The sequence below is a fragment of the Barnesiella sp. An22 genome (assembly GCF_002159975.1).
Classification (GTDB): Bacteria; Bacteroidota; Bacteroidia; order Bacteroidales; family Barnesiellaceae; genus Barnesiella; species Barnesiella merdigallinarum.
This window is the reverse complement of the sequence record NZ_NFJR01000006.1, coordinates 1-25,898: the sequence shown is the minus strand read 5'-3', so window position 1 is coordinate 25,898 and position 25,898 is coordinate 1. Positions and strand designations below refer to the sequence as shown.

Sequence of the window (25,898 nt, the reverse complement as noted above, 5' to 3'; positions counted from 1 at the left end):
TTTACCTTGGAAAAGCGGCAAAATAGGCGATAAATTCCTTGGAAAAGTGGAGGAAATGCGTTATTTTCGCATTAGATAAAAGGAAACTGCATGCTTAAACGTAAGATAGACAGCTATATTCGCAACTATTATGCGAACTCTCGTAATGCCTTGCTTATAACCGGGGTCCGACAGACGGGTAAGACCTATTCGATACGGGAGTTTGGGCAGGCGTTCAAGAGTTTTATCGAAATCAATTTTATAGAGAATCCCGATGCGGTGGAGCTCTTCCGTGGGGCTCGGAGCAGTGATGACATTCTCCTTCGGTTGTCGGCGTTGACAACCAAGCCCTTGATTAAAGGCGAGACCCTTATCTTTTTCGATGAGGTACAGCGGTGCCCCGAGATTGTAACAGCCATTAAATTTCTGGTCGACGAGGGATCGTATCGGTATATCTTGAGCGGTTCTCTGTTGGGTGTCGAGCTGAAGGACCTTCGGTCGGAGCCGGTTGGCTATATGGGTATCAAGGATATGTATCCGCTCGATTTCGAGGAGTTTGTGTCGTGTGTAGGCGTGGGCAATCGGGTCATTGATTCTTTGCGGGATTCGTGGACCTGTCGCAAACCTGTCGATGATTTTGTCCATGCCAGAATGATGGAACTGTTTCGCCTCTATCTGGTGGTGGGTGGCATGCCGGCAGCCGTAGACAAGTATATCGAGACGAACAATCTGCAAGAGGTGATGGCTGTACAGCAGGATATTATTCGGTTGTACAAACGGGATATAGCCCAATATGATCCGGATAATAAACTGTATATCGAGGAGATTTTCAAATTGATTCCTCCCGAACTCAATGCGAAGAACAAACGATTTATATTGAAACGGCTGAATGAGAATGCCAAGTTCGAACGCTATCGGAACAGTTTTCTTTGGTTGAAAAATGCAGGTGTGGCACTTCCGGTTTATAATGTCGAAGAGCCCAAGGTACCGCTGTTGTTGTCGCGTTCGAGAAATCTCTTTAAACTGTTTCAAAGCGATGTAGGGTTGTTGGCTGCCCAATATGCCGACGGTATACAGTTGCAGATTATCAAGGGCGATAAAAACATCAACTACGGGGCGGTTTATGAAAATGCCGTAGCGCAAGAGTTGGTGGCGCATGGTCTGGAGCCCTATTACTATAATAACAAGAAGCGGGGCGAGCTCGATTTTGTAATTGAATCGGGGGGGAAGGTGCTGCCAGTCGAGGTGAAATCGGGGAAAGATTATGAGTCGCATCGGGCTCTTTCCAATATTATGGATTGCAAGGAGTATAATCTGTCCGAGGCTATCGTGTTCAATAATGACAATATGCGTGTTGAAGGGAAAATCGTGTATGCCCCTGTGTATATGACGATGTTTCTCGAGCGAGACCATACGGCGCCAACCTACTATAAAGTCGATTTGAGTGGCTTGCAGTAGCGTATAAACAAGGCCAATCTTTCAGCGATACAGCAGAACCCACCGTGCCTCGCGGCGTAGTGGGTTCGTCACAACTAAAAACAAACTTCAAATTTTAGGATTCTTTTCCCCTTTTGCAATTTAGATCAGGAGGAGAGAAAAGAGTTTTTCTATTTGGCTTTACGTTTACAATAGCGTTGACATTGCCCGCACAGGTCGTAGCCCAGCAGGGCACCCAGGATGAAATCCTCCTCGGGGGTGAGTTCGTTCAGGGGGCGCGAGGCCAGCGATTGAATCACCTCGATACACTCGCGGCGGCCGAAGAAGAGGTTTATTTTGTTGCAGCCAATGGGCTGTATGCAGTAGTCGATGCGCTGTTTGTTCAGCCGGTCTACGGCAAACTCTTCGTAGCGGCGGTTGGTGGTGTAGAGTACCATGTGGCGCACCCCCTTCTTGTATTCATAGACGTGGTTCAAGAATACTTTCAGCTCGGCGGGGAAGGATTGGCAGGTAATCATGGGCGTAGTGCGTTTGGGTGAGGTTACAGGTCGAGGCTCTTTACCCAGGCCTCTATGCGGGCGGTTGTTTGGTCGGCTTCGTTGGTCTCGTCGAGCGGGAGCCCTGCGAAATCGCCGTTGACTACCGATACCGACGAGGAGAACGTGTAGCCGTCGGTAGCCACGTGGTTGCCGGTGAAGCGGCAGCCTGTCTCCTTCAGTTCGTCGTAGAGCAGGCCGATGGCGTCGCAGAAGGTGTCGGGGTACGACTCGCTGTCGCCGCAGCCGAAGAGGGCGATGGTTTTGCCGGTGAGATTGGCACTTTTCAACACCTTTACGGCATCGTACCAGTCGTCTTGCAGTTCGCCGCAACCCCAGGTCGAGGAGCCCAGTATCAGCGCCTCGTAGGGGGCGATGCTCTCGGCCGATAGTCGGGCCGCATCGTGAATATCGTCTGAGGCGATTCCCAGTTTCTGGGCGATTGTGTGGGCTACTCCCTCGGTCATGCCGGTCGAAGAGCCGTAGAATATTCCTGTTCTTTTCATCGTCGTAACGGTTGTTTGGTTTTTACGGAGGCAAAGTAAAGGCATGCGGCCCGGCCGGCCAATACCTATATGTAGGGGTTTTCTCGCCAAGCCTACTTAGTTTGAGGGAAAAAGTGAGGTATTTCACTATTTTTCACTATCTTCGTTGCCTAAAACAGGGACGATAATGAAACAAAATAAAAGGAGATTTGGAATGATTGTGATGGTTGTGGCGGTGATTCTTGTTATAGGGGTGGTTGCCGTCATAGGAATTTGTAACGGTTTGGTAAAGGGGTATGCCCGCGACAAGACGTTCGACACGACCGATGCGATACCTCACCGTACCGTGGGGCTGCTGTTGGGTACGGCGCCCATTACTCCGCAGGGGGCCCATAACTACTACTTCGACTATCGTATCGAGGCTGCGGCCCGGTTGTTCCAGGCGGGCAAGATTGACTATATTCTGGTGAGTGGCGACAATCACGACCGCGACTACGACGAGCCTACCTGCATGCGCGATTCTCTGGTGGCCCACGGGGTACCGGCCGACCGCATCGTGCTCGACTATGCCGGGTTCCGTACGCTCGACTCCATCGTGCGGGCCAAGGAGATTTTCGGGCAGGACAGCCTCACCATCATCTCGCAGAAGTTTCACAACGAGCGGGCCATCTATCTGGCCAAGAGCAGCGGCATATCGGCCGTCGGCTATAATGCCCGCGACGTAGCCCGCCGGGCGAAGTATATAAAAATACACGGACGAGAGTACCTCGCCCGTGTGAAAATGTTTCTCGATCTCCTCACCGACAAGCAGCCCCGCTTCTTAGGGAAGAAGGAGGAGACACCGTTTTAATGTTCAATGAGAAGTCAATAGCTTTTGCTCTTATTACATAAGGGCTTTTCTCCTTTCGATTTCACTACGCAAGTTGTTGAACCAGTTGGCATAGATGGTGGGGTCTTCGACCATGCTGTTCTTGTTTCGGGTGCTCTTGCTGAATTGATTGAGAGTTGAGGTGACACTACCTTCATAGAGTGTAAACTTAACCTCGGTCAAGTTGTCGTTAAGCGGTTGAATGAAGAAAGAGGCTTGCGAAGTAGAGGCTTCGGTAGCACTACCCAAAAGAGCCATTTGCCAATCGGCATTCTTATTATCAATCTGTTTGCTGGCGGTAATGAGTCCCGATTCTTTATCAGTACTGTTTATCAAGAAGCCCTCGGATTGGAGCAGAGAAATGGCTGAACCGAAAACGAGGTTGTAATCGGCCTCGAATTGCTTAGTGGTCATCAACTTTATCTCTGCAGGTGAAAGTGCCGGTTTGGAGGTTCCGCACGACATGAGTATAAATAAAATAGGTAAAAAGACGATATATTTTTTCATTGTGTAAAAATTTTAGAGTTAATAACTGGTTGAGACCACTGAATAGTCTAAAACTATATCGTTGGAATCGAATGTGATGATTAAGTCGAAAGATTGAGCACTGCTACTTTGTGACGCTCTTGCTCCAAATAGGAAATCGGTACCTCCTTGTTTGTTTACGGTACTCATTTTGTTGTAGCTCCATACCTCGTTGTTCGATTTGTTTTTCGACACCAGGTTGGGTGCTCCAAAGATTTCTAATATCTCGGCTTGAGTAGTACTCCCTTTTATGATTTTTGATTTTACAACACCAAAAGTGAGATTACTTTTTTGAGTCGGCTCTGCGCTGGCTCCGTATTTATAGCTGCTACACGATATTGAAAATAACAGGCCGCAGCATAATAATAGAATCTGTATCTTTTTCATCTATTGTATTATTATGAAAATGATTAAAATTGAGGTCTTTGGAATAGATTTCCCCTTTTTGTTCCGATTTGGCGATTTTATAGTTGTTTCATAGGCTTCGTGTTTATTTGTGCTAATAGTCCCCAGATTTAGCCTGTTAATAAAAAAGGAAAGCGTGGAGACTGTTTAAAGTTTATCTGTTCAAGAGGTATCGCCAAACACCCACCATACAAATAAACAACAGCCCCACGCCTATATTGATATATGACTATATCAAAGGCGTGAGCGTTCTGTTGTATTACTCTGTACGGTTTTGAAAATTTGGCGATTTTCTTGAACAAAGTAATATCTAAAAAACGCTTCCGTTCGTATGTCTGCTCAAAAGACTAATTGTTTAGCTTTTTGAGCCTTTGCAAATATATGTTGATTTATGACAAAATCAAAAAAATGCGATTGCTATTTTATTCCTCTACCGTCGGGTAGACGAGATTTTTCTCCTCGATTACGTCGAGTACCTCGCGCAGGTATTTGTCGGCTTCCCAGCGGGCCATGGGCAGGTCGTGCAGCAGGTAGTTGCCGCAGTCGCGGGGAGCGGCGCCGGGTACCTCGCCCTCGAAGTCGCGGATGAAGCGGAAGGTCTCGCGCATGAGGTCGACGATGTCGCGCGACTCAAGGTCGCCCTGCACCAGAAAGTAGTTGCCGGTGCAGCAGCCCATGGGCCCCCAGAATACGATTTTGTCGCCCCATACCGGGTGGTTGCGCAGGAAGGTGGCAGCCAGGTGTTCGATGGTGTGCAGGGCTCCGTAGCCGATGGCGGGCTCGCGGTTGGGCTCTTTCATGCGGATGTCGAAGGTGGTGACTACGTGGTCGCCCAGATAATCCTTGCGCGAGACGTAGATGCCGCGCAGCAGGTGAATGTGGTCTATGGTAAAACTGGGTATCTTTTTCATATCGGGTTATGTATTAGGGATTGATATGTATTACAGTTTGGCGATGAGGCTGGTGAGCACCTCGAACGAGCGGTGGGGGGCATCGTCCCAGAAGTGGTTGTATTGGGCCAGGTGACCCTCGATGCCCGGGGTGTCGCTGATGATGCGGAAGCTCAGGAAGGGGATACCGCGCATGCAGCATACCTGGGCAATGGAGCCCGACTCCATGTCGACGGCCATGCCTTCGGGGAAGAGGGCCTTGATTTCGGAGAGTTCGACCGGGTCGGTGATGAAGCGGTCGCCGCTGCATACCAGCCCCTTGTAGATGCGCAGCGAGGTCTCTACCTGCAGAGCCTTCTCGACCAGTGCCGGGTCGCTGTGGAACCGGGGCGGCAGCCCCTGTATCTGTCCCCAGGCGTTGCCTTCGCCACACCACACGTCGTGGTAGACAATCTCGGCCCCGACGACAATATCCATCACTCGCATCGAGGCGTCTATGCCGCCGGCCACGCCGGTGTTGAGCACGCAGTCGGGGTGGTAGCGGTCGATGAGCTCGTAGGCCCGAATGGCCGACGATACCTTGCCGATGCCGCTCTGGGTGAGTATCAACTCGTGGGCACCGTTCGTGCCTATGGTAAAGAGCGAAGCGCCGTAGCGCTCTTCGCGGGGATTTTCCAGCAGGCGACGCACGCAATCGAGCTCGCTCTGCATGGCTACGATAATTCCTATTTTCATCTTCTTGTTTTCTCTTTCGAGCAAAGGTAGGGGTATTCTCACATACCGCAAAATTTGTGTGGCGAAATTCACCGTCGCGGGGCGATGTGAAGATTTCACCGGAATTTTCCGTACTTTTGCCACCGGATATTTTTACCGATGAAAGATTTTGTCGCCATAGATTTCGAGACTGCCAATTACGAACCCACGAGCATCTGCTCGGTGGGGCTTGTGGTGGTGCGCGGGGGCGAGGTGACGCACCGGGTGCATCGGCTGGTGTGCCCCGAGCCCGACTACTATGTGCGCCGTTTTTCGGAGGAGATTCACGGTATCTTCCCCGCCGATACCTGCCATGCTCCCAACTTCGGGCAGGTGTGGCGCGAGGTGTCGCCGCTGGTCGAGGGGCTGCGGCTGGTGGCGCACAACAAGGCTTTCGACGAACGGGTGCTGCGGGCGACCTGCCGCATGTATGGCATCGACTATGTGTATGGCAATTTCCTCTGCACCCTCACGCAGGCGCGGCGGGTGATTCCGCGCACGGCCATCGAGAACTATCGGCTGCCCACGGTGTGTGCCTATCTGGGTATCCCCTTCGACCACCATCACAACGCGTTGGCCGATGCCGAGGGTTGTGCCCGCATTGCCATGCGGTTGTGGCCGGACGACGACGTACAGCCGCGCCTTCGGTAGTAGTGGGGCCTTTTGCTCCTTTCGAAGCTCAATCGATTGACTTTCCCTTATCTCATCCTTACGGAAGCAACACCTCTTTGATGGCTCGTTGCAGGGTCTCCTTGTCCATGAGTCCGGCTGCAATCTGGGGCTGGTCCTTCATGGGGCAGAAGAGGAGGGTGGGGATGCTTTGCACCCCGAAGATGGCGGCCAACTGCGGTTCCTTGTCGACATCGATTTTATAGACATCGATCTGTCCGGCATATTCGGTAGCTATCTCCTCGAGTATGGGGGCCAGCTTGCGGCAGGGTCCGCACCATGTGGCGTAGAAGTCGACAATGCAGGGGCGGGCGCCCAGGAACTCCCAGCGGTCGGGGGTCTTCTCGAAGTTGGCCACCTTGGCGAGGAACTCGGCCTTGGTCAGGTGGCGGGGTTTTACGGTTTGTACTTTTGCGCTCTTTTCGGGTTGGGCCGGTTGCTCCTTGGCCTGGCAGGCAAAGAAAAAGGGCAGGCAGGCGAGGGTTATTCCCAACAGGTGTTTTACGTTCATAATGAGTATCGGGTTGCGTGTTTGACATCGGGCGGAGGTGCTGCTGCCCCGGGCCAAGCCGTCGGGCAGGTGGGGAAAAGCCGCGCTCCCCCGTCGTGACTTTCCGGCGACAAAGATACGAGGTTTGTCACAGAAAGCCGCAGGCGGAGGAGCTATTTTTCAGATTATTAGGGTTTCTTACGGAGCGTAAGGAGGCCGATGGCGGGCCGCGACGGGGCCGGCGAGTCGGGCGGACTATATCGACGACTCGTTGACGATGGAGCCGCCCCGGTGGGTGGTGGGGAGGATATACGACGGCAGGTCGCGGCTGCAGATGTAGTTGCCTATGCAGCGGGTGATGAGGATGTCGTCGTGGTGCCCCTCCATGGCTCCGTAGCTGCCGTTGGGTTTGCGCTCGAACACGTCGTGCTCGTAGCAGGCCTGTGCGTCGTGCTCGATGTAGGCCCCTTCGCGCAGGGCCGACCGCTGTGCGTCGATGACCAGCACCTTGGTGGCGCGGTTCATGTGGAATCCCCAGCGCGAGGAGGGGCGCTGCCCGATGCTGTCGGGGGGAGCCTGCCGGGCGTAGAGGTTGTCGTAGTAGCGCGACAGTGTGTCGAGCAGGTAGGCCGAGTGTTCGCTGTCGTCGTGTTCGGTCTCGAGGGTGTTGCTCTCGATGACCAGCAGGGCATTCTGGTAGTAGGCGGCCAGTTGGGCGGCCTTCCAGGCGAGCAGGTCGTGGTCGATGTGTCCGCGCCACTGGGCCACCACCTCGGCCGGTCCCCCCTCGAGCATCCAGTAGCGGTCGAATATGGCGATGACCGAGTAGTCGGCCGCGTCGGAGCGGCCGCCGATGTCGACTACGGCCAGGTAGCGGTCGCGAATCTCGTGCTTCTCGGCCGGGTATTCCCACACCTGTAGCGGTCCGCCGGGGCGGACCTCCAGTTCGATACCCTCGAGGGCATCGTGGCCGGTGAGCTCGCGGCCGTGGATGTCGCCCACGAATCGGGGAGCGCAGCAGCCGCGCCGCAACTTTTCGACCAGCGTAGGGTCGAATACCCGTTCGCCCGAGTAGCAGAAGGCCTCGATGTCGTCGCTGGGATACTCGGCCATCATGTCGGTGTGGCGGGCATACTCCTTGCGTTTCTGCCGGTACCAGGCGATGGCCTCGAGGGTGGCGCCTCGACTCCAGAGCATGCGCTCGTAGTCGGTGAGAGTGGCGATGAGCGACTCGTAATCGTCGACGGGTATGGCATACATCTCGATTTCGAACCAGGGGACAAAGGCAAACTGCTTGTCGCTCTCGTGCCGCTTGGCCCGCTCGCACTCCTGGTGAAAGTAGGAGCCGGTGCCGTTGGCCGTGCTCTCCATCACCACCATCGAGTAGGGGAGCAGCATGATGGAGCCGCAGACCGAGCGCACCAGCTGCTCGGGCGACTTCATACGGCTGTTGCGCCAGAAGGCAACCTCGGAGAGGTGGGCCATGGCGGCATCGATGCCCCGCACCGACTCCTGGCTCTCGGCCGAGCCGATGGTGACCCGGCAGTCGCGCCCGACGATGACCGAGGTGTTGGCCATGCGCTCGAAGGGGCGGAATTTGGGTCTGCCCCCCTCGAGCAGCCAGTCGGGGTAGTTGGCCAGCAGCTTGCTGTACATGCCCTTGATGTTGGCGGCCGACTCCTTGATATGGGCGCAAATCACGCTGTTCCAGTTGCGGCGGTGCACCAGCTGTATCCAGGCCATGTAAATCTGTATGAGGGTGGAGCCGCCCCACTGGCGGGCCTTGAGGAGGATGAGGCGGATGGGGCGGTCGTGTGTGCGCATCGCCTCGAGCATGCCCAGGATGCGGCGTTGCGGGCGGTTGAGCCTGAAGGGGATGTCGTTGGCGCCCAGCTTGTCTTTGATGCGCACGAAGCAGAAGGCCCAGAACTCGAAATCGTAACGGATGCGCAGCCGTATCCACTCGCGCCAGAGGGTATCGAAGGGCGAGAGGTCGCCCTCCTCTTTCTCGCCGTCGACCGCCGGGGTGGAGCAGCCGTCGGGTACCTCGACCCCCTGCTGCCGCAGATGTCCGGCCAGACTGCCCGCCCGGGCAAGCTGCTGCACCAGCGGTTCGTCGAACATGGCAGCCGGGATATACTGGAGGGGCAGCGGAGCGTCGGCGAGCCGTATCGGACGGCGGTCGCCTGTGTCGCTCCCCTCGCCGGTTTCGGGTGAATAGTATCGTTTCAGTTTCTCATTTCTCAGTCGGTTGGCTTCAACCGTTATCGTTTCGTCGTGTTGTACAATCGCCATCTCTTTCGCTATTTTCTGCAAAAGAAATATCGCCAGCCCCCGGGTTTATGGCAGGGTAATAAAAGGTGGTGGCGAGGGGGCTTGAGCGGGTTCTGCCCGGGAGAGGTGGATAAAAGGAAACCCGGCGGAAGAAACGCCGGGTTTCCTTTTGCCCGAGAGCAAAGGTCTCGGGTTTATGTGAGTTGCCTTATTTCGTGGCAGGGGTATCGGCCCCCGGTTGGCTTTCGGGAGTCGGGTTTCCAGGAGCAGGGGCCTCGGCGGGACTCTCGGCCGGCTTCTCCTCGCGAGGCTTCTCGGGCTTGTTGAGCTCGGGGTAGCTGATGCGGGTGTGGTAGATGGTCTTGAGCTTCTCGATGAAGGTAGCCTTGATGGTCTCCACATCGCGGAAACTGAGGGGCGTATCGCGCAGCAGGCCGTCGGCAATCTGCGAGTCGATGATGCGGTTGACGAGTTGCGAGATGCTCTCGTTGGTATACTCCTTAAGGCTGCGCGAGGCGGCTTCGACGGCATCGGCCATCATGAGGATACCCGTCTCCTTGGTGAAGGGGTTGGGACCGGGATAGGTAAATTTCGACTCGTCGACGGGGCGGTCGGGGTATTTGTTGCGGTAGGAGTTGTAGAAGAACTTGGCCTTGCCTTTGCCGTGGTGAGTGGCGATGAAGTCTTTGATGGCCTGGGGCAGTCCCTGTTTGTCGGCCATCTTGAGGCCGTCGACGACGTGCGAGATGACAATCTGTGCGCTCTGCTCGAACGAGAGGGGCGTGTGGGGGTTGAATCCCGACTGGTTTTCGGTGAAGAAGGCGGGGTTCTTCAGTTTGCCGATGTCGTGATAGAGGGCGCCGGTACGTACCAGTTGGGCCTTGGCCCCGATTTTGTTGGCCGCTTCGGCTGCCAGGTTCGAGATCTGCAGCGAGTGCTGGAAGGTGCCGGGGCACTCTTCGGAGAGCTGGCGCAGTATGGGGTTGTTCACGTCGGAGAGCTCGACCAGCGTAACGGTAGAGATGAATCCGAAGGTCTTCTCGAAGATGTAGATGAGCAGGTAGGCGAAGAGCAGGAACACGCAGTTGATGCCGAAGTAGATGAACATGTTGTAGCTGATCTTCGACAGGTCGCCCTCGGAGAGGAGCGTGTAGCCTACGTAGGCAAAGCAGTAGGCCAGGAAGACGAGCACGGCGCAGCGCATGAGTTGCGACCGTCGCGACAGGTCGCTGAGGCTGTCGATGGCGGTCATGCCCACGATGAGCTGCAGGAAGATGAACTCGAGCGCAAAGGGGGCGGTGAAGGCGCAGATGAGTACGGTGATGAGGTGTACGTAGAGGGCCGTGCGGGAGTCGAAGAAGGTGACGACAATGATGGGTATGATGGCAAAGGGCACGAGGTATATGCCCTGAACTCGCACTTCGGAGAGGAAGAAGGCGATGAGCGAGATACCCGTGATGAGCATCATCATAAACCCGAGGGTGCGCATCTCGTTGAAGGTCTGGGGCCGGAAGAGGGCCAGGAAGAGGTAGAAGAAGGCAAAGAGGCAGGCGAAGACGATAATCTGTCCCACGATGGTGTAGCCCCGGTGGTCGTTGCCGGTACTCTTCTTGAGCGATACGGTCTCGAGCGACTTGAGTATGCGGTAGGTTTGCGGGGTGATGATTTCGCCCCGGTCTACGATGCGTTCGCCGGCCTGCACGATGCCGTCGGAGAGGGCGATGCGTTGCAGCAGGTTATCCTTGAGCCGGTCGGTGGTGATGCTGTCGAAGGTGATGTTGGTGTTGAGGTAGTCGTTGAGGTTGCAGTTTTGCAGCACATGGTGCGAATAGGAGTCGGGGAAGCGGTTGATGATGTTCTCGTAGGCTTCGCGGGGCGACTGCAGTTCGGCCACGGGCATTTCGCGGGCTACGTTGTTCTGTACGATGCGTATCTCTTTGGTGGTTCCCGATTGCAGCCGGGTGTAGTCGTCGGACGAGATGATGCCCTTGTGGTAGGTTTCGCGCAGGGCTTGTACCAGGTTTCGGCGTAGGGCTGGCGTAATGGTGAGGCCGGGGCGGCTGGTGAGCGACTTCTCGAAGTCGGCGGTCGATTTGGCACCTATGGCTTCGTTGAATGAAAATACCGGCTGAAAGCCGAGCATGATGCTGTCTTTCTCTTGCTGGATGACGGCCTCGTCTTTGTAGATGGGGAAGTCGAAGGGGGCGGTGAGCAGGCCGTATTTCCAAGGCTTGCCCTCCTGGAAGGAGTAGCGGAATTTCCCCTCGCCGGGGAAGAAATAGGTTACCAGGGTAACTGCGGCTATGAAAAAGACAAACTGCAGCACGCGTTTGCTCGACAGAATCTTTTGTATACGGGATTGATCCATGATTTTAAGGGGTTATTCTTTGCAGCGTGCAGCCTTCTGTACGCCTTTGATTTTACGTAACTTGTTGCACAGCGACTCGACTACGCGGGTGTCGTGCACCATGATGTTGACCGTGCCGTTGAACACGCCTTCGTTGGCTTGTATGGACAAGCCTCTCATATCGATCATCAACTCGTTGGAGATGACGCGGGTAATCTCGTTGAGGATACCCATGCGGTCGATGCCCTGTATCTCGATTTTGGCGGGGAAGGAGAGTGCCTCGCTGGCCTCCCACCGGGTCGATACCAGGCGGGGGCCGAAGCTCGACTTGAGGCGCATGGCCACGGGGCACTCGCGCTTGTGCACCACAACCGTCTCGTCGTCCTCGACATAGCCCAGCACATCGTCGCCGGGTATGGGGCAGCAGCAGTCGGCCACCTTGTAGTTCTTCACGCCGTTCTCGTCGCGCAGGATATAGGTCTGCTTGCGGTCGATGGTGGGCTGTTGCGGGGCCGGAGCCTTGGGTTGCTCGTTCTTGTTGCTGTTGCCGAACGAGAGCTTGAGGTATCGCATGAAGGGGTTCAGACTCTTGCCCTTGATGATTTTCTTGATGTTCTCGTTGAGGGTAATCTCTTCGTTGCCGATCTTGAAGAGGAGGTCGTCGCGATGTTGCAACCCCAGATTGCTCAGTATCTTGGTCATCAGCTCGTTGTTGAGCTCGATGTGGTTGCTCTCGAGAAACTCTTTCAGCTGGGCCTCGCCCTTGGCGATAATCTTGCGCCGGTCCTTACGCAGGGCGGCCAGGAGTCGGCTGCGGGCTTTGGCGGTGGTGACGAGGTTGAGCCACTCCTCCTTGGGAGTCTGCGACTTGGAGGTAAGAATCTCGACCTGGTCGCCGCTGTGCAGCTTCTGGCTCAGCGGTACGAGGCGGTGGTTCACCTTGGCGGCGATGCAGTGGAACCCCAGGTCGGAGTGCAGGGTGAAGGCCAGGTCGAGGGCCGTGGCATCCTTGGGCAGGGTGATGAGGTCGCCCTTGGGGGTGAAGACAAATATCTCGGTACTGAAGAGGTTGAGCTTGATGGTATCGAGGAAGTCGATGGCGTTGGGTTCGGGGTGCTCGAGTATGTCCTTGATGGTCTTGAGCCAGATGTCGAGCTCCGACTCTTCGTCGGAGTTGCCTACCTTGTACTTCCAGTGGGCGGCGAAACCGCGCTCGGCGATTTCGTCCATCTTCTCGCTGCGTATCTGTACCTCGATCCAGTTGCCGTCGGGGCCCATGACGGTGAGGTGCAGGGCCTTGTAGCCGTTGGCCTTGGGGCGGCTCACCCAGTCGCGCGTGCGCTCGGGATGCAGCTTGTAGATGTCGGTGATGACCGAGTAGATGGTCCAGCACTCCTTCTTCTCGTCGGCCTCGTTGGGGCACTTGAAGATGATGCGCACGGCGTAGAGGTCATAGACCTCCTCGAAGGGGATGTGCTTCGACTCCATCTTGTTCCAGATGGAGTAGATGGATTTGACGCGGGCCTTCATCTCGAAGTCGAATCCCAGCTCCTTGAGCTTGGCGACGATGGGCTTGGCAAAGTTGTTGTAGATTTGCTGGCGCGACTCTTCGGTCTCGGCAATCTTCTGTTTTATCTGGTTGTAGGCCTCGGGGTGTTCATATTTGAAAGCGAGGTCTTCGAGTTCGGTCTTGATGGCAAAGAGTCCCAGGCGGTGAGCCAGCGGAGCGTAGATGTAGAGCGTTTCGCCGGCAATCTTGTATTGCTTGCTGGGGAGCATGGAGCCGAGGGTGCGCATGTTGTGCAGGCGGTCGGCCATCTTGATGAGGATGACGCGGATGTCTTCCGACATGGTGAGCAGCAGCCGGCGGAAGTTCTCGGCCTGGGCCGATGCCTGGTCGCCGAAGATACCGCCCGAAATCTTGGTGAGCCCGTCGACAATCGAGGCTATCTTTTTGCCGAAGTGGTTTTCGATGTCTTCGACCGTATACTCCGTGTCTTCGACCACGTCGTGGAGCAGAGCGGCGCATATCGAGGTGGAGCCCAGCCCTATCTCCTGGCTCACGATGCGGGCCACGGCAATGGGGTGGAGGATGTAAGGCTCGCCCGAACGGCGGCGGATACCCTTGTGGGCCTCTTTGGCAAACTTGAATGCACGCTCGATAATCTCGACTTTCTTGCGGTGGTTGGAGTTGAGATAGCCATTGAGCAGTTCCTGGAATTTATCTTCGATCAGTTGCTCTTCGTTGGTGTATGCTTGGTCGGACGGTTCCATAACTTTGAGATCTTAGTGAGATAGACAAAGATAAAGGATGTCGACTGTAAATGCAAATAAATTTTATATTTTGCCGAGCGGTTCTGCTTAAAATCCCTGCCGAATACTACAAACCCCTTACCATGAGGAGGATGCCTGCCTGGTAAGGGGTGGTTCGGTGGTTGTCCGGCCTGTGACAGTCGGGCGGTTATTTACCCTTGTCGAGTCGTATTTTCTCGTGGTAGAAATAGTTGACGATAACCGGTTTTCCCTGTTGCGAGCGGCCGTATGGCAGGTCGTTTATGCGGTAGGGATAGTCGTGCTGGCGGGCATATTGGGCGATGTCGGCCTCGAGACCTTTCCAGTAATCGGTGCGCTTGCGGTTGTAAATCTCTTCGTAGAGGGGCAGCAGGTGGGGATACTTCTCCCGTATGTAGCTCATGATGCTGCCTTTGAACTGTCCGCGCAGGTTGAGGTTCTCGAGCCAGATGAGGTCGGCAAAATCTTTCACTTGCTCGATGATGGCCTTCACGTCGGTGATACCCGGGAAGATAGGCGAGATGAAACAGACGGTGCGGATGCCGGCGGCGTAGGTCTGTTTCATGGCCTCGATGCGGCGGGCGATGGTGGCGGCGTGGTCCATGTCGGCCCTGAACTCCTCGTCCAGTGTATTGATCGACCACGATACGGTGGTTTTGGGGAATTGCTTGAGCAGGTCGAGGTCGCGCAAGACGAGGTCGGATTTGGTGCAGACCATGATTTCGGCCGTACAGCCGCGCAGCTCCTCGAGGATGCGCCGCGTGCGGCGGAAGGTGGCCTCCTGCGGGTTGTAGCCGTCGGTCACCGAGCCGATGACGATGCGGCTGCCGTTGTACTTGCCGGGGTTCTTGATAGGGTCCCATGTTTTCACGTCGAGAAACGAGCCCCAGGGTTCGGGGTGTTTCGTAAACCGTTTCATAAAGGAGGCGTAGCAGTACCGGCAGGCATGGGTGCAACCTACGTAGGGATTGACCGAATAGCCGCCGACCGGGAGGGTCGACTGGGTCATGATGCTGCGTACTTCGATTTCTCTGATTTCGGGTTCTGTGTTCATAGTCTTTGGTGTATAAACGATTGCGGTAATTCTTGAATCATCTTCTCTTCGCCAATGATCGGGACGAGTTCTTCCTTCATAACCAGGGGTATCCCGCAGGCTTTGGCCTGGTTGGCAATGTGGGCTATCCATTGGGGATTTGCCTCGATTTTTCCCTTGCGCCGCCCGGTTTCGGTACCGATGACCACCCAGTCGATGCCCTCGAGGTCGAGGTCGGGTATGTCGCCGAAGAGGGGTTCGAAGGTGACGTGGTAGTGACGGGCCCCGATGTGCCGGCGCAGGTCGGCGATGCGTCTCTTCTCGGCCTCGCAGGTGACGGTGACTCCCATCCATACGTTGTCGAGGTCGGTGTGGAAGTTTATCCGTTCGGGGTGTTTGGTGAGGAAGAGGCAGGCGTGCTGCGGATTACGGGCTATGCGGTCGAATATTTCGTCGGTCCACTCGGGGTGCCAGTCGGAGAAGTCGCTCATACCGGTGAGCAGGAAGTTGTGCGGGCGGGGATTGTCGAGCAGCCGCAGCTTGCGGCTCATGTATTCGGGTACGGAAAAGTCGTCCGTGATATGGAAGCGCCGGCAATTGTTGCGGGCATAGCAATAGCTGCATCCGATGGTACACCCGATGACGATATTCAGGTTCTGGATAAACGATTTGATACAGTGGCTCATGGCTCGTCGCTTTTACAGGTTTGCTGTCGGTTGCAAAGTACGGAAACCGGGACCGATTGTCTCATACCCAAACCGAATGAAAATGTACCATTTTGATAAGTCGGCAGCGGTGGGGCAGATAGGGGCGGGGCTCCGATGAATCGGCTTCAGTCGGTTGTGCACCATGGGTACCAGTCTTGCGGCACACAAAAACAAAGGCCCGTCGGGCGGTTGCCCGACAGGCCTCGGTATGGATGAGGGTGAGAGGGGGAGGACAGCGTTCCGGCCTCCTTTTCTCTCGCTTGTTTTATCTTTGTTAAAGCTCCTTGCCCGGTATCAGATCGAGAGCTTGCGCAGGGTGTTGAGCAGCTCGCGGTCGATGGGCTTGTCGTTCTTGATAGCCTTGTTGAAGGGGATGTATTCGATTTCGTTGTTGCGGATACCGATCATGACGTTGCGCTGGTCCTCGAGCAGGGCGTCGATGGCTGCGGCACCCATGCGGCTGGCCAGGATGCGGTCGTGGGCCGTGGGCGAACCACCGCGCTGGATGTGGCCCAGAATGGTAACGCGCACGTCGTATTGCGGATACTCTTTCTGTACGCGCTCGGCCAGGTGCATGGCACCGCCCGTGATGGGGCTTTCGGCCACGAGTACGATACTACTGTTTTTCGATTTGCGGAATCCGTTTTTGATGAGTTCTTCGAGTTGGTCGACCTCGGTCGAAATCTCGGGGATGATGGCAGCCTCGGCACCGGTAGCGATGGCACCGTTGAGGGCGAGGAAACCGGCATCGCGGCCCATGACCTCGATGAAGAAGAGGCGCTCGTGCGAGGTGGCCGTGTCGCGAATCTTGTCGACGGCCTCCATGATGGTGTTGAGAGCCGTGTCGTAACCGATGGTGGTGTCGGTACCGAAGAGGTCGTTGTCGATGGTACCGGGCAGACCCACGATGGGGTAGTTGTATTCGGTGGCAAAGATGCGGGCACCGGTGAGGGTACCGTCGCCGCCGATGACTACAAGTGCGTCGATGCCCTCTTTGACAAGGGTGTCGTAGGCAATCTTACGGCCTTCGGGAGTTTTGAATTCCTGGCAGCGGGCTGTCTTCAGGATGGTACCGCCCTGCTGTATGATGTTACTTACATTTTGCGTTTTGAAAGGAGCTATTTCGTCGGTGATCAGACCTTTGTAACCTCTGTAAATACCTTTTACCTCAAATCCGTTGTAGATGGCTGCACGGGTTACCGCGCGAATAGCCGCATTCATTCCGGGAGCATCGCCTCCGGAAGTCAAAATACCTATACATTTAATTTGCGACATAACCTGTAATGTTTAGTTGTTGGCAAAGATAAAGATAAAAATCGAATTACCGATGCTGAATAGTTAACGATAGTTGTAAATAAATGTTTACCCCCGGGCCGATTTTTTATTCGGTGGGGTAGAATGTCATTTGCTTGTGAGGTTCGCGTCTTATTTGTCGGCAGTTTTCCCGCTCTCTTTCCCGTCGAGCAGGCGGGCTACATAGTCCTGCACTTCGGTCATCAGCCAGCGGGGGGTTGAGGTGGCGCCGCAGATGCCGATGCTCTCTTTCCCCTCGAGCCAGGCGGGGTCGATTTCGGAGAGGTCGGAGACCAGGTGCGACTGGGGGTTGACCTGCAGGCACTCGCCGAAGAGCACGCGGCCGTTGGAGCTCTTTTTGCCGCAGACGAAGAGCACGAGGTCGTGGCGCCGGGCAAACTCGCGGATGTTGGGGATGCGGTTGGCTACCTGTCGGCAGATGGTGTCGAACGACTCGAAACGGCCGTCGGGTTTCAAGTGCTTGATTTCGTCGACGATGTGGCGGAAGCCCTCGACCGACTTGGTGGTCTGCGAGTAGAGGAGCAACTTTTTGTCGAGATCGATTTTGTCGAGGTCGTTGCTGCCCTCGATGACAACGGCCTCGCCGTGGGTCTGGCCCACCAGGCCGTTCACCTCGGCGTGCCCGTTTTTCCCGTAGATGACGATTTGGGCCTCGCCGGGCGGGTTGGAGTCGTAGGCGGTCTTTATCTTGCGTTGCAGTTGCAGCACCACGGGGCAGGTGGCGTCGATAATCTCGATGTGGTTCTCGGCGGCGATGCGGTAGGTTTCGGGAGGCTCGCCGTGGGCGCGCAGCAGCACCTTCACGTCGTGCAGTTGCTTGAGCTGCTCGTGGTCGATGGTGATGAGCCCCTTGGCCTTGAGCCGCTCCACCTCGTTGCTGTTGTGGACGATGTCGCCCAGACAGTAGAGGTGACCGGTGCGGTCGAGCTCCTCCTCGGCCTTGCGTATGGCGGTGACTACTCCGAAGCAGAATCCCGAGTGTTCGTCGATTTCTATGCGTGCCATCTTGTCTCTCTCCTTTCGTTTGGGTCGGGGGTTATTGTTGTTTGGCTACGGCCTCTTCGTATCGGGCCAGCAGCCAGGCGTCCTGCTCGTCGAGGGTCATGTGCGAGTTGTCGAGCAGGATGGCGTCATCGGCCCGGCGCAGGGGACTCTCCTGGCGGGTCTGGTCTATGTGGTCGCGCTTGTTGATGTTGGCCACCACTTCGTCGAAATCGACGGCCACGCCTTTGGCTTGCAGCTCGTCGACCCGGCGTTGGGCGCGGGTCTCGGCCGAGGCGGTGACGAATATCTTCAGCTCGGCGTGGGGGAATACGGTGGTACCGATGTCGCGGCCGTCCATGACGATGCCCTTGCGTTCGCCCATCTTCTGCTGGGCGGCCACCATGGCGGTGCGTACGAAGGGGATGGCGCTCACGGGGCTCACCTTGTCCGATACCCGCATGGAGCGAATCTCCTGCTCCACGTCCCGGCCGTTGAGGAAGGTGTGGGTCTTGCCCGAGGCGGGGTCGGGGCGGAAGTCGATGTGGATGTCGTCCATGCGCGACCGCAGCGCTTCGGTGTCGACGGTGTCGCCGTCGATGAGGTTGTGGTCGAGGCAGTAGAGGGTGACGGCGCGGTACATGGCGCCGCTGTCGATATAGATGTAGCCGATGCGGCGGGCCAAGGCCTTGGCCATGGTGCTTTTGCCGCAAGACGAAAATCCGTCGATGGCGATGGTGATACGAGGTTTATCCATAGATGATTGCTATTTTTTGAATTCAAAGAGGTTGAGCGAGAGGTTCACCATGAGGGTGGTGGCTCCCGTGTGTTGCTGGGCCAGGGCTATGCCGAGGCCGAACATGCGCACCTTGATGCCGCCGCCGATGCTGAATCCCGAGAGGAAGTTGCGGCTGGCCGTCTTCATGTCGGTGCGGGTCTTGTAGTTGTATCCCACCCCGAAGTAGAGGCGGTCGGTGGGCAGGAACTCCACGCCGAAGATGAGGTGGCGGAAGAGGTTGTCGGCAAAGCCGCTCTTCTCGACAATATCGGAGTTGCCGGTGTAGGCGCTGTTCTCGATGGTCGGGTAGGGCAGCTTCCAGCGGGTGAGGTTGCGGGCCGTGACCGAGATGCGTATGGGGGCATGCTCGAGACTCTGGGTGTAACCGAGTTGCAGGTCGAAGGGCATGCGTTCGAAGGTCTCGTTGTAGCGCTTGATCTGGCCTCCCAGGTTGCGGGCCACGAGCGAGAGCGACAGGTCGTTGTCGGCGTTGTAGTAGTTGAGGCCCAGATCTACGGCCAGGGCCCACGAGGTGTATTGCTCGTAGGAGGAGTAGATGACCTTGGCGTTGACGCCGCCGCGCAGCGTGGAGGTGATGTCGTGCGAGTAGATGCCGTTGAAGACGATGTCTTTGGGCGAAAACTCGCCGGTGATGACGCCCGTCTCGTCGGCGCTCTTCATCTTGCCGTAGCCGTAGTACTGGATACCGGCCGCCCAGGCGCTGCGTTCGCTGGCCGCCTTGCCGAAGGTGACCCCGGCCAGGTTGATGCCGCCCACATACTTCATGTAGTTGAGTCCCAGTTGCAGGTCCGATTCGGGCCCCAGCAGGGCGGGGTTCTGGTTGACGAGGTTGATGTCTTCGTCGATAACCGATATGTTGGTGCCGCCCAGCGCGTAGGCGTGGGTGGAGGTGGGGATGTTGAGGAAGTCGAACGAGCTTGTCCCCTCCTGTCCCCGCCCGGTCAGGCAGATGACCAGTGCCAGCAGTACCGATATGTATCGAAGCGCGTATCTCATAATTCTTTTCGGCGTGCAAAGATAGTGAAAGGCGAGAGCCGAGGCAAACGGAAAAACTTGTTTTTCAAGTTTGACAGGGCCGAGCCGCCTCCTTTCTTCTGGAAAGATAGTGAAAGGCGAGAGCCGAGGCAAACGGAAAAACTTGTTTTTCAAGTTTGACAGGGCCGAGCCGCCTCCTTTCTTCTGGAAAGATAGTGAAAGGCGAGAGCCAAGGCAAACGGAAAACCTGTTTTCAAGTTTGACAGGGCCGCCTCCTGTTTTCGTATAACAAAGATAGCGAGAGGCGAGGGGAAAATGAAATATCGAAACTGGTTTCGAATATTTTCTGTCTCGGGCCGTCCTCTATCTTCCTGTAAAGGAACCGGGGTAAGCGGTTCCCCACGGTTTAATAACGCAAAAAAGGAGAATAAAGTATATCGCCCCGGCGGTTTGTGGGTAAACTTATCGGGCTCCCGCTTGTTCGACTCGACAGAAATGATTAAATTTGACCTCCATTCTATGTAAAACATCAAAAATCGGAAAAGAAAATTTATGGAAGGTTTGCAAAAATATTTCGACACGATAGAGAGTGCCCTGTCTCAGATAGAGTATGCCCCGTCGCCCGACGGGCTGTATGCGCCGGTGCGTTACGAATTGTCGCTGGGGGGCAAGCGGGTGCGCCCGTTGTTGGCGTTGCTGGCCTGCGAGATGTTTGGCGGCGATTGCCGTCGGGCCATCGATGCCGCCGTGGGGCTGGAGGTGTTTCACAACTTCACCCTCCTGCATGACGACGTGATGGACAAGGCCGATGTGCGCCGGGGCAAGCCTACGGTACACAAGGTGTGGGACGAGAATACGGCCATTCTCTCGGGCGATGCCATGCAGATTATCGCCTTCCGCTATATAGCCCGCACACCGGCTCCGCACACGGCGGCTGTCATCGACTGGTTCCTGAAGACGGCCCTCGAGATTTGTGAGGGGCAGCAGTTCGACATGGAGTTTGAAAGCCGCGACGATGTGACCGAGGCCGAATACATCGAGATGATACGCCTCAAGACGGCCGTATTGCTGGGCGGTGCCCTGAAGATTGGCGCCATCATAGGCGGCGCGGGGGCCGACGATGCCGACCGCATCTACCGCTTCGGCGAATCGCTGGGGCTGGCCTTCCAGTTGCAGGACGACTGGCTCGATGTCTATGGCGACCCGGCCCGTTTCGGCAAGAAGATAGGCGGCGATATTCTCAACAACAAGAAGACCTACATGCTCATCAATGCCCAGCGCAGAGCCCAGGGTACCGATGCCGGGGAGCTGTCGCGCTGGCTGTCGGCTACCGATTACGACCCGGCCGGGAAGATTGCGGCCGTGACCGCCCTCTACAACCGTCTGGGCGTGGGCGAACTGTGTCTGCAACAGGTCGACGACTACAGCCGTCGGGCCATCGAGGCGTTGCAGCAGATTGCCGTGCCCGAGGCCGCCAAACAGCCGTTGTACGACCTGGCCCGGTCGCTTATCAAACGAGACCATTGATTCACCTTTTTACCGAAATCCCCGTATCGTCATGCCATACCGCCGATTGCCCAATACCGACAAAGCCCGCATCGCCGCCCTCGAGAAGGCGGTGGCGATGGAGCACGCCTGTGATGTGGAGCATCAGGCGGCTTCGTACAAGACCCTGAACGAGGCGCGGGTCCTGTTGCGGCGCTTCAAGAGTGCCGTAGAGCAGTTTCAGTATTGCTATACGGCCCAGGCCGAGGCCAACCGTCGGTATCAGGAGCATCTGAAGACGGCGCGGCTCTACATCTCGCACTTCATCCAGGTGCTCAACCTGGCGGTGGTCCGCAACGAGGTGCGCAAGGAGCACAAGCTCTTCTACGGCCTCGACCCCGACGACTTTGCCGTGCCCGACCTCACGAGCGAGAAGCATATCCTCATGTGGGGCGAACGCCTGATCGAGGGGGAGCGCGAGCGGCTTTCGCACGGAGGGGCACCCATCTACAACCCTACGATTGCCAAGGTTTCGGTGCACTACGATATTTTCAAGGATGCCTACCGCGAGCAGCAGAACTACAAGCTCAACACTACCCGCTCGCAGTCGGGGCTCGATGTGCTGCGCGAGGAGGCCGACCGAATCATTCTCAACCTCTGGAACCAGGTGGAAGCCTATTATGCCGCACTTCCGCCGGCCGAGCGGTTGGCCCGCTGCCAGACCTACGGCATCGTCTACTATTACCGGAGCGGCGAAAAACGACCCGAAAATGATTGATACACATACCCATATTTATCTCGAAGAGTTTGACGAAGACCGCGCTGAAGTGGTGCGCCGTGCCCGCGAGGCAGGTGTGGAGCGGGTGATACTGCCCAATGTCGACCTCGATACGGTAGCGGCCATGCAGGCCACCCACGACCTTTACCCCGGCTATTGCCGCATGGCCATGGGGTTGCACCCCACCTCGGTCGATGCCGACTATCGCGAGCGGCTCGACCAGACGCACCGGTTGCTGCTGGCCGGCGACTATTGTGCCGTGGGCGAAATCGGTCTCGACCTCTATTGGGACAAGACGTTCGCCCGGGAGCAGGAGGAGGCTTTTGTCGTGCAGACGGGTTGGGCCGTCGAGCTCGACCTGCCCGTGATTATCCACTGCCGCGATGCCTTTGCCGAGATGGTGGCGCTGTTGCAGTCGGGGCGGGTGCCGTCGTTCCGGGGGGTATTCCACAGCTTCACTGGCACGGCCGACGAGGTGCGTACCCTGCGCACGTTGGGCGACTACTACTTCGGTATAAACGGCATCGTCACCTTCAAGAACGCCCACCTCGAAGAGATGGTGCGCGAGGTAGGCATCGACCGCCTCCTGCTCGAGACAGATGCTCCCTATCTGGCCCCCGTGCCCTACCGGGGCAAGCGCAATGAGCCGTCGTATCTGCCTCGCATGGCCCAGCGCATAGCCGATATTCTGGGCGTGACGCTTGTCGAGGTCGAGGCGGCTACCACGGCCAATGCCTTCCGCCTGTTCGGGGAGTGGTGATACGACGAGTCATTCCGCACCGTGATGCGGAATCCAGAAAATACCGGCAAATAAGTATACATGCAGGAGTCATTTCCCACTCATTCACCTCCTGGACCCCGCATCGTTGTGCGGGGTGACGGGGAGAGTCATTCCGCACCGTGATGCGGAATCCACGGAATATCGACAGGAATCATTTGCATCTTATTGCGAAAGAATGAAAAAAACACGCCCGGTTGACCTGTTTTAGCAATTAATACCTTAATTTTGCGAAATAATTCTATAAAAGCGTATTACTCGATTCAAGAGGGTAAAAATGTTCCCTACGCTTTCGTTTTTTTAAATGTCTACTCCAGGGGGCAGAGTGACAGAAAATATGATGCTATGAAATCTTATTTATCGGGGTGGCTTCTGTTCATGGTCACTTTATGGGGTGTATTCCCGGCAAGTGCGTATGATTTTCAAGTAGATGGAATCTATTATGAAATCAATGGCGAGGAAGTTACGGTTACCAATGAATCGGGTGGATATGTTTCGAATGGCTCTTATTCGGGCGATGTGGTTATTCCGGCATCGGTTACTTATGAAGGAAAGACTTATCCGGTAACGATTATCGATGATAATGCTTTCTCGAGCTGTACGAGGTTAACCTCAATTACGCTACCCGAGTCAGTAAGGTGGATTGGTAGTTATGCTTTCGTGGATTGTACAGGGTTGACTTCGATGGTATGGAATGCTCGTGCTTGTGGTAGTGGAGACTATCTTTTTGGCGAGAACTATAATAATACCATAACGACTTTTACTTTTGGCGATAGCGTAGAGCAGATACCCGATTACCTTTGTCAAGGAATGAGTGGCTTGACTTCAATTACGCTACCTGAGTCGTTAACGAGTATCGGTAATCGTGCTTTTGAGGGTTGTACGGGTTTGACCACAATCACGCTACCCGAGTCGTTAACGAGTATTGGTAGAAATGCATTCTCAGGTTGTACGGGGTTAACCTCTGTTACTTGGAATGCCCGGGCATGTAGTAGCGTTAGCAATCTTTTTGGCGATAACTATACAAGAATAACGACCTTTACTTTTGGCGACCAGGTAGAGCAGATACCCGATTACCTTTGTCAAGGAATGAGTGGTTTGACCACAATCACGCTACCCGAGTCGTTAACGAGTATTGGTAGCAGGGCTTTTGAGGATTGTAGTGGTCTGACTTCAATTACGCTACCTGAGTCGGTAACAAGTATCGGTAGCAATGCATTCTCAGGTTGTACGGGGTTAACCACAATTACGCTATCCGAGTCGTTAACGAGTATCGGTGATTATGCTTTCTTGGGCTGTAAGGAATTAACCACAATTACGCTACCCGAGGCGGTGACGAGTATAGGTAGAGGAGCCTTCTCGGGCTGTACGGGATTAGCCTCAATCACGATTCCCGATCAGGTAGAGGAAATTGGAGATGTCGCATTCTCGGGTTGTACGGGCTTGACCTCAATTACGCTACCCGAGTCGGTGACGAGTATCGGGTATGAGGCCTTCTATCAGTGTTGTAATTTGACCTCAATTACGATTCCCAATCAGGTAGAGTGGATTGGTGATGACGCATTTTCGGGCTGTACGGGATTAGCCTCAATCACGATTCCCGATCAGGTAGAGGAAATTGGAGATGACGCATTCTCGGGTTGTACGGGCTTGACTGCAATTACAATTGGTCAATCTGTAACGAATATTGGAAATCGCTCATTTCAAAACTGTACGGGTTTGACCACGGTTACAATTCCTGAGTTGGTTACTATTATCGGTAGTAGAGCTTTCGAGGGATGTGTGGGGTTAACCTCTGTCACGTGGAATGCTCGGGCTTATAAAAGCAGTAATTTTGTTTATGTTTTCAATGATTGTGATAATATATCGACGTTTATTTTTGGGAATCAGGTAGAGAAGATACCTCAAAAGATTTGTTCGGGAATGAGTGGCTTAACGGCTATTACGATTCCCGAGTCGGTGACGAGTATTGGAGTAAGTGCCTTCTCGGGATGTACAGGTTTGACCACGATTACTTGGAATGCTCGAGCCTGTGTCGATTGTAATGAACCTTTTAGCGACAGCAAAAATACAATCACATCATTTACTTTTGGCGACGGTGTGGAGCAGATTCCCGATTCTCTTTGTTTGAATATGATTGGTTTGACTTCTGTGATAATACCCAAGTCGGTCGCAAGTATAAAAGAGGCTGTCTTTGCCGGGTGTAATCGGTTGGAGACGGTAACGATTCATGCGGTTACACCGCCCGAGATTTGGTCGAATACCTTCGACGACTACGGTATGCCGCTCTATGTACCGGCCGGGTGTAAGTCGAAATATCAGGCGGCCAAATACTGGCGCAATTTCACCGATATTCAGGAAACGGGTGTAGCTTTGTATACGGTCGAGGGCTATTCGTCGGACGAGTCGATGGGGTCCGTCATGGGCGGTGGTGAGTATGCCGAAGGTACCGTGGTTACTTTGGCCGCCATACCGGCCAGTGGCTATTGCTTTGTACAGTGGAGCGACGGCAACATGGAGAATCCACGCCAGATTACGGTGACCGAAGATGTATCGCTCATGGCCGAGTTCTCGGCCTCGGGTCGGTTGACGGTCAGCTCGATTGACGATGCGATGGGTGGTGTGACGGCCATACTGACGGCTATTCCCCAGGAGGGTTACCGCTTTGCCCGGTGGAACGACGGGAATACCGAGAATCCGCGCACGGTGGTTGTCACCGGGTTGATTGACTTGGTAGCCGAGTTTGAGGCTGTCGCTACCGGTGTAGAGACCCAGTCGATCGGTGTGAATATCTATGTGGTAAATCGCACGCTGCATGTAGAGAATATCGATGGGGACTACCGGGTCTATACGGCCACGGGGCAGCTGGTTTATGAGGGCCACGCCGCTACCGTGCAGCTTGCCGATGCGGGAGTCTATGTGGTGCGCACGAGCAACCGCTCGCAAAAGGTGGTAGTGAAATAATTAACCTTATTCCTTTGATTGGAGTGAGGCCGACCCAAAAGAGATTTTGGGCGGTCTCTTTGTTTTATTATAGAAAAAGATGACCACATTACTTTTTACCGGAGCAGGAAGTCTCCGGGAAGGGCTGGTTTACT

Annotated in this window: 23 protein-coding genes; 7 read left to right on the top strand and 16 right to left on the bottom strand. The window is 55.4% G+C overall.

Translation table 11 applies throughout. The features are described from left to right. The first annotated feature begins 90 nt into the window (after window positions 1–90). Window positions 91–1,437: an AAA family ATPase gene (locus B5F38_RS07610; RefSeq protein WP_087408695.1), complete on the top strand. Its 1,347-nt coding sequence runs from the start codon at window positions 91–93 to the stop codon at window positions 1,435–1,437. A gap of 149 nt (window positions 1,438–1,586) precedes the next feature. On the opposite strand, the gene B5F38_RS07605 is transcribed toward B5F38_RS07610, so the two are convergent. Further along, window positions 1,587–1,934, bottom strand: a complete 348-nt coding sequence (locus B5F38_RS07605) for a DUF2023 family protein (RefSeq protein WP_087408694.1) — start codon at window positions 1,932–1,934, stop codon at window positions 1,587–1,589. Window positions 1,935–1,957: 23 nt separating this feature from the next. Then, entirely contained in the window at window positions 1,958–2,458 is a 501-nt protein-coding gene (fldA, locus tag B5F38_RS07600; protein ID WP_087408693.1) for a flavodoxin FldA, read from the bottom strand. Window positions 2,459–2,624: 166 nt separating this feature from the next. Here fldA and B5F38_RS07595 point away from each other — a divergent pair, with 166 nt between their 5' ends. Next, complete coding sequence (locus B5F38_RS07595) at window positions 2,625–3,287, top strand: ElyC/SanA/YdcF family protein (protein ID WP_241147828.1); 663 nt, start codon at window positions 2,625–2,627, stop codon at window positions 3,285–3,287. A gap of 33 nt (window positions 3,288–3,320) precedes the next feature. Here B5F38_RS07595 and B5F38_RS07590 read toward each other — a convergent pair whose 3' ends face one another. From B5F38_RS07590 to B5F38_RS07575, 4 genes are all read right to left on the bottom strand, one after another. Further along, on the bottom strand, window positions 3,321–3,719 hold the full coding sequence (locus B5F38_RS07590; RefSeq protein ID WP_143240934.1) for a hypothetical protein: 399 nt from the start codon (window positions 3,717–3,719) through the stop codon (window positions 3,321–3,323). 111 nt (window positions 3,720–3,830) lie between these two features. Then, window positions 3,831–4,217: a hypothetical protein gene (locus B5F38_RS07585; protein ID WP_087408690.1), complete on the bottom strand. Its 387-nt coding sequence runs from the start codon at window positions 4,215–4,217 to the stop codon at window positions 3,831–3,833. 440 nt (window positions 4,218–4,657) lie between these two features. After that, on the bottom strand, window positions 4,658–5,146 hold the full coding sequence (locus tag B5F38_RS07580; RefSeq protein WP_087408689.1) for an S-ribosylhomocysteine lyase: 489 nt from the start codon (window positions 5,144–5,146) through the stop codon (window positions 4,658–4,660). 30 nt (window positions 5,147–5,176) lie between these two features. After that, a complete protein-coding gene (locus B5F38_RS07575; RefSeq protein ID WP_087408688.1) occupies window positions 5,177–5,860 on the bottom strand; it encodes a 5'-methylthioadenosine/adenosylhomocysteine nucleosidase in 684 nt (227 codons plus the stop codon). A 138-nt stretch (window positions 5,861–5,998) separates the two neighbouring features. Here B5F38_RS07575 and B5F38_RS07570 point away from each other — a divergent pair, with 138 nt between their 5' ends. Further along, window positions 5,999–6,529: a 3'-5' exonuclease gene (locus tag B5F38_RS07570; protein ID WP_087408687.1), complete on the top strand. Its 531-nt coding sequence runs from the start codon at window positions 5,999–6,001 to the stop codon at window positions 6,527–6,529. Between the two features lie 58 nt (window positions 6,530–6,587). Here B5F38_RS07570 and trxA read toward each other — a convergent pair whose 3' ends face one another. The 10 genes from trxA to porQ form a co-directional block, all read right to left on the bottom strand. Beyond that, entirely contained in the window at window positions 6,588–7,058 is a 471-nt protein-coding gene (gene trxA / locus B5F38_RS07565; RefSeq protein WP_087408686.1) for a thioredoxin, read from the bottom strand. A gap of 234 nt (window positions 7,059–7,292) precedes the next feature. Continuing rightward, the gene (locus B5F38_RS07560; RefSeq protein ID WP_087408685.1) at window positions 7,293–9,332 is read right to left on the bottom strand and encodes a hypothetical protein; all 2,040 of its coding nucleotides are present in this window, start codon (window positions 9,330–9,332) and stop codon (window positions 7,293–7,295) included. Between the two features lie 187 nt (window positions 9,333–9,519). Beyond that, the gene (locus B5F38_RS07555; protein WP_087408684.1) at window positions 9,520–11,679 is read right to left on the bottom strand and encodes an HDIG domain-containing metalloprotein; all 2,160 of its coding nucleotides are present in this window, start codon (window positions 11,677–11,679) and stop codon (window positions 9,520–9,522) included. Window positions 11,680–11,691: 12 nt separating this feature from the next. Then, entirely contained in the window at window positions 11,692–13,932 is a 2,241-nt protein-coding gene (locus B5F38_RS07550; RefSeq protein ID WP_087408683.1) for a RelA/SpoT family protein, read from the bottom strand. Between the two features lie 187 nt (window positions 13,933–14,119). Next, complete coding sequence (locus tag B5F38_RS07545; RefSeq protein ID WP_087408682.1) at window positions 14,120–15,004, bottom strand: radical SAM mobile pair protein B; 885 nt, start codon at window positions 15,002–15,004, stop codon at window positions 14,120–14,122. Further along, window positions 15,001–15,669, bottom strand: coding sequence for a radical SAM mobile pair protein A (locus B5F38_RS07540; RefSeq protein WP_087408681.1), 669 nt, complete (start codon window positions 15,667–15,669; stop codon window positions 15,001–15,003). The genes B5F38_RS07545 and B5F38_RS07540 overlap by 4 nt, the downstream gene beginning before the upstream one ends. Window positions 15,670–15,984: 315 nt before the next feature. Next, complete coding sequence (gene pfkA, locus B5F38_RS07535) at window positions 15,985–16,965, bottom strand: 6-phosphofructokinase (RefSeq protein WP_087408680.1); 981 nt, start codon at window positions 16,963–16,965, stop codon at window positions 15,985–15,987. Window positions 16,966–17,115: 150 nt separating this feature from the next. After that, window positions 17,116–18,009 (bottom strand): 4-hydroxy-3-methylbut-2-enyl diphosphate reductase, encoded by an 894-nt coding sequence (locus tag B5F38_RS07530; RefSeq protein ID WP_087408679.1) that lies wholly within the window; start codon window positions 18,007–18,009, stop codon window positions 17,116–17,118. Between the two features lie 31 nt (window positions 18,010–18,040). Continuing rightward, on the bottom strand, window positions 18,041–18,742 hold the full coding sequence (gene cmk / locus B5F38_RS07525; protein WP_087408678.1) for a (d)CMP kinase: 702 nt from the start codon (window positions 18,740–18,742) through the stop codon (window positions 18,041–18,043). 9 nt (window positions 18,743–18,751) lie between these two features. Then, a complete protein-coding gene (porQ, locus tag B5F38_RS07520; RefSeq protein ID WP_087408677.1) occupies window positions 18,752–19,780 on the bottom strand; it encodes a type IX secretion system protein PorQ in 1,029 nt (342 codons plus the stop codon). Window positions 19,781–20,311: 531 nt separating this feature from the next. On the opposite strand from porQ, the gene B5F38_RS07510 reads away from it, so the two are divergent. The 4 genes from B5F38_RS07510 (at window position 20,312) to B5F38_RS14330 (ending at window position 25,764) form a co-directional block, all read left to right on the top strand. Further along, window positions 20,312–21,286 (top strand): polyprenyl synthetase family protein, encoded by a 975-nt coding sequence (locus B5F38_RS07510; RefSeq protein WP_087408675.1) that lies wholly within the window; start codon window positions 20,312–20,314, stop codon window positions 21,284–21,286. Window positions 21,287–21,317: 31 nt separating this feature from the next. Further along, window positions 21,318–22,022, top strand: a complete 705-nt coding sequence (locus tag B5F38_RS07505; RefSeq protein WP_087408674.1) for a hypothetical protein — start codon at window positions 21,318–21,320, stop codon at window positions 22,020–22,022. After that, window positions 22,015–22,782: a TatD family hydrolase gene (locus B5F38_RS07500; protein ID WP_087408673.1), complete on the top strand. Its 768-nt coding sequence runs from the start codon at window positions 22,015–22,017 to the stop codon at window positions 22,780–22,782. The genes B5F38_RS07505 and B5F38_RS07500 overlap by 8 nt, the downstream gene beginning before the upstream one ends. 363 nt (window positions 22,783–23,145) lie before the next feature. Then, window positions 23,146–25,764, top strand: coding sequence for a leucine-rich repeat protein (locus tag B5F38_RS14330; RefSeq protein ID WP_087408672.1), 2,619 nt, complete (start codon window positions 23,146–23,148; stop codon window positions 25,762–25,764). The last annotated feature ends 134 nt before the right edge of the window (window positions 25,765–25,898 follow it).

What these genes read in the sequence shown, in the direction of transcription:
- B5F38_RS07540 (WP_087408681.1), bottom strand. Translation starts at nt 15,669, where the DNA reads ATGAGCCACTGTATCAAATCGTTTATCCAGAACCTGAATATCGTCATC.
- B5F38_RS07545 (WP_087408682.1), bottom strand. Translation starts at nt 15,004, where the DNA reads ATGAACACAGAACCCGAAATCAGAGAAATCGAAGTACGCAGCATCATG.
- B5F38_RS07580 (WP_087408689.1), bottom strand. Translation starts at nt 5,146, where the DNA reads ATGAAAAAGATACCCAGTTTTACCATAGACCACATTCACCTGCTGCGC.
- B5F38_RS07605 (WP_087408694.1), bottom strand. Translation starts at nt 1,934, where the DNA reads ATGATTACCTGCCAATCCTTCCCCGCCGAGCTGAAAGTATTCTTGAAC.
- B5F38_RS07555 (WP_087408684.1), bottom strand. Translation starts at nt 11,679, where the DNA reads ATGGATCAATCCCGTATACAAAAGATTCTGTCGAGCAAACGCGTGCTG.
- cmk (WP_087408678.1), bottom strand. Translation starts at nt 18,742, where the DNA reads ATGGATAAACCTCGTATCACCATCGCCATCGACGGATTTTCGTCTTGC.
- B5F38_RS07550 (WP_087408683.1), bottom strand. Translation starts at nt 13,932, where the DNA reads ATGGAACCGTCCGACCAAGCATACACCAACGAAGAGCAACTGATCGAA.
- B5F38_RS07560 (WP_087408685.1), bottom strand. Translation starts at nt 9,332, where the DNA reads ATGGCGATTGTACAACACGACGAAACGATAACGGTTGAAGCCAACCGA.
- trxA (WP_087408686.1), bottom strand. Translation starts at nt 7,058, where the DNA reads ATGAACGTAAAACACCTGTTGGGAATAACCCTCGCCTGCCTGCCCTTT.
- B5F38_RS07610 (WP_087408695.1), top strand. Translation starts at nt 91, where the DNA reads ATGCTTAAACGTAAGATAGACAGCTATATTCGCAACTATTATGCGAAC.
- B5F38_RS07575 (WP_087408688.1), bottom strand. Translation starts at nt 5,860, where the DNA reads ATGAAAATAGGAATTATCGTAGCCATGCAGAGCGAGCTCGATTGCGTG.
- B5F38_RS07500 (WP_087408673.1), top strand. Translation starts at nt 22,015, where the DNA reads ATGATTGATACACATACCCATATTTATCTCGAAGAGTTTGACGAAGAC.
- B5F38_RS14330 (WP_087408672.1), top strand. Translation starts at nt 23,146, where the DNA reads ATGAAATCTTATTTATCGGGGTGGCTTCTGTTCATGGTCACTTTATGG.
- B5F38_RS07570 (WP_087408687.1), top strand. Translation starts at nt 5,999, where the DNA reads ATGAAAGATTTTGTCGCCATAGATTTCGAGACTGCCAATTACGAACCC.
- B5F38_RS07505 (WP_087408674.1), top strand. Translation starts at nt 21,318, where the DNA reads ATGCCATACCGCCGATTGCCCAATACCGACAAAGCCCGCATCGCCGCC.
- B5F38_RS07585 (WP_087408690.1), bottom strand. Translation starts at nt 4,217, where the DNA reads ATGAAAAAGATACAGATTCTATTATTATGCTGCGGCCTGTTATTTTCA.
- pfkA (WP_087408680.1), bottom strand. Translation starts at nt 16,965, where the DNA reads ATGTCGCAAATTAAATGTATAGGTATTTTGACTTCCGGAGGCGATGCT.
- porQ (WP_087408677.1), bottom strand. Translation starts at nt 19,780, where the DNA reads ATGAGATACGCGCTTCGATACATATCGGTACTGCTGGCACTGGTCATC.
- fldA (WP_087408693.1), bottom strand. Translation starts at nt 2,458, where the DNA reads ATGAAAAGAACAGGAATATTCTACGGCTCTTCGACCGGCATGACCGAG.
- B5F38_RS07590 (WP_143240934.1), bottom strand. Translation starts at nt 3,719, where the DNA reads ATGACCACTAAGCAATTCGAGGCCGATTACAACCTCGTTTTCGGTTCA.
- B5F38_RS07595 (WP_241147828.1), top strand. Translation starts at nt 2,625, where the DNA reads ATGAAACAAAATAAAAGGAGATTTGGAATGATTGTGATGGTTGTGGCG.
- B5F38_RS07510 (WP_087408675.1), top strand. Translation starts at nt 20,312, where the DNA reads ATGGAAGGTTTGCAAAAATATTTCGACACGATAGAGAGTGCCCTGTCT.
- B5F38_RS07530 (WP_087408679.1), bottom strand. Translation starts at nt 18,009, where the DNA reads ATGGCACGCATAGAAATCGACGAACACTCGGGATTCTGCTTCGGAGTA.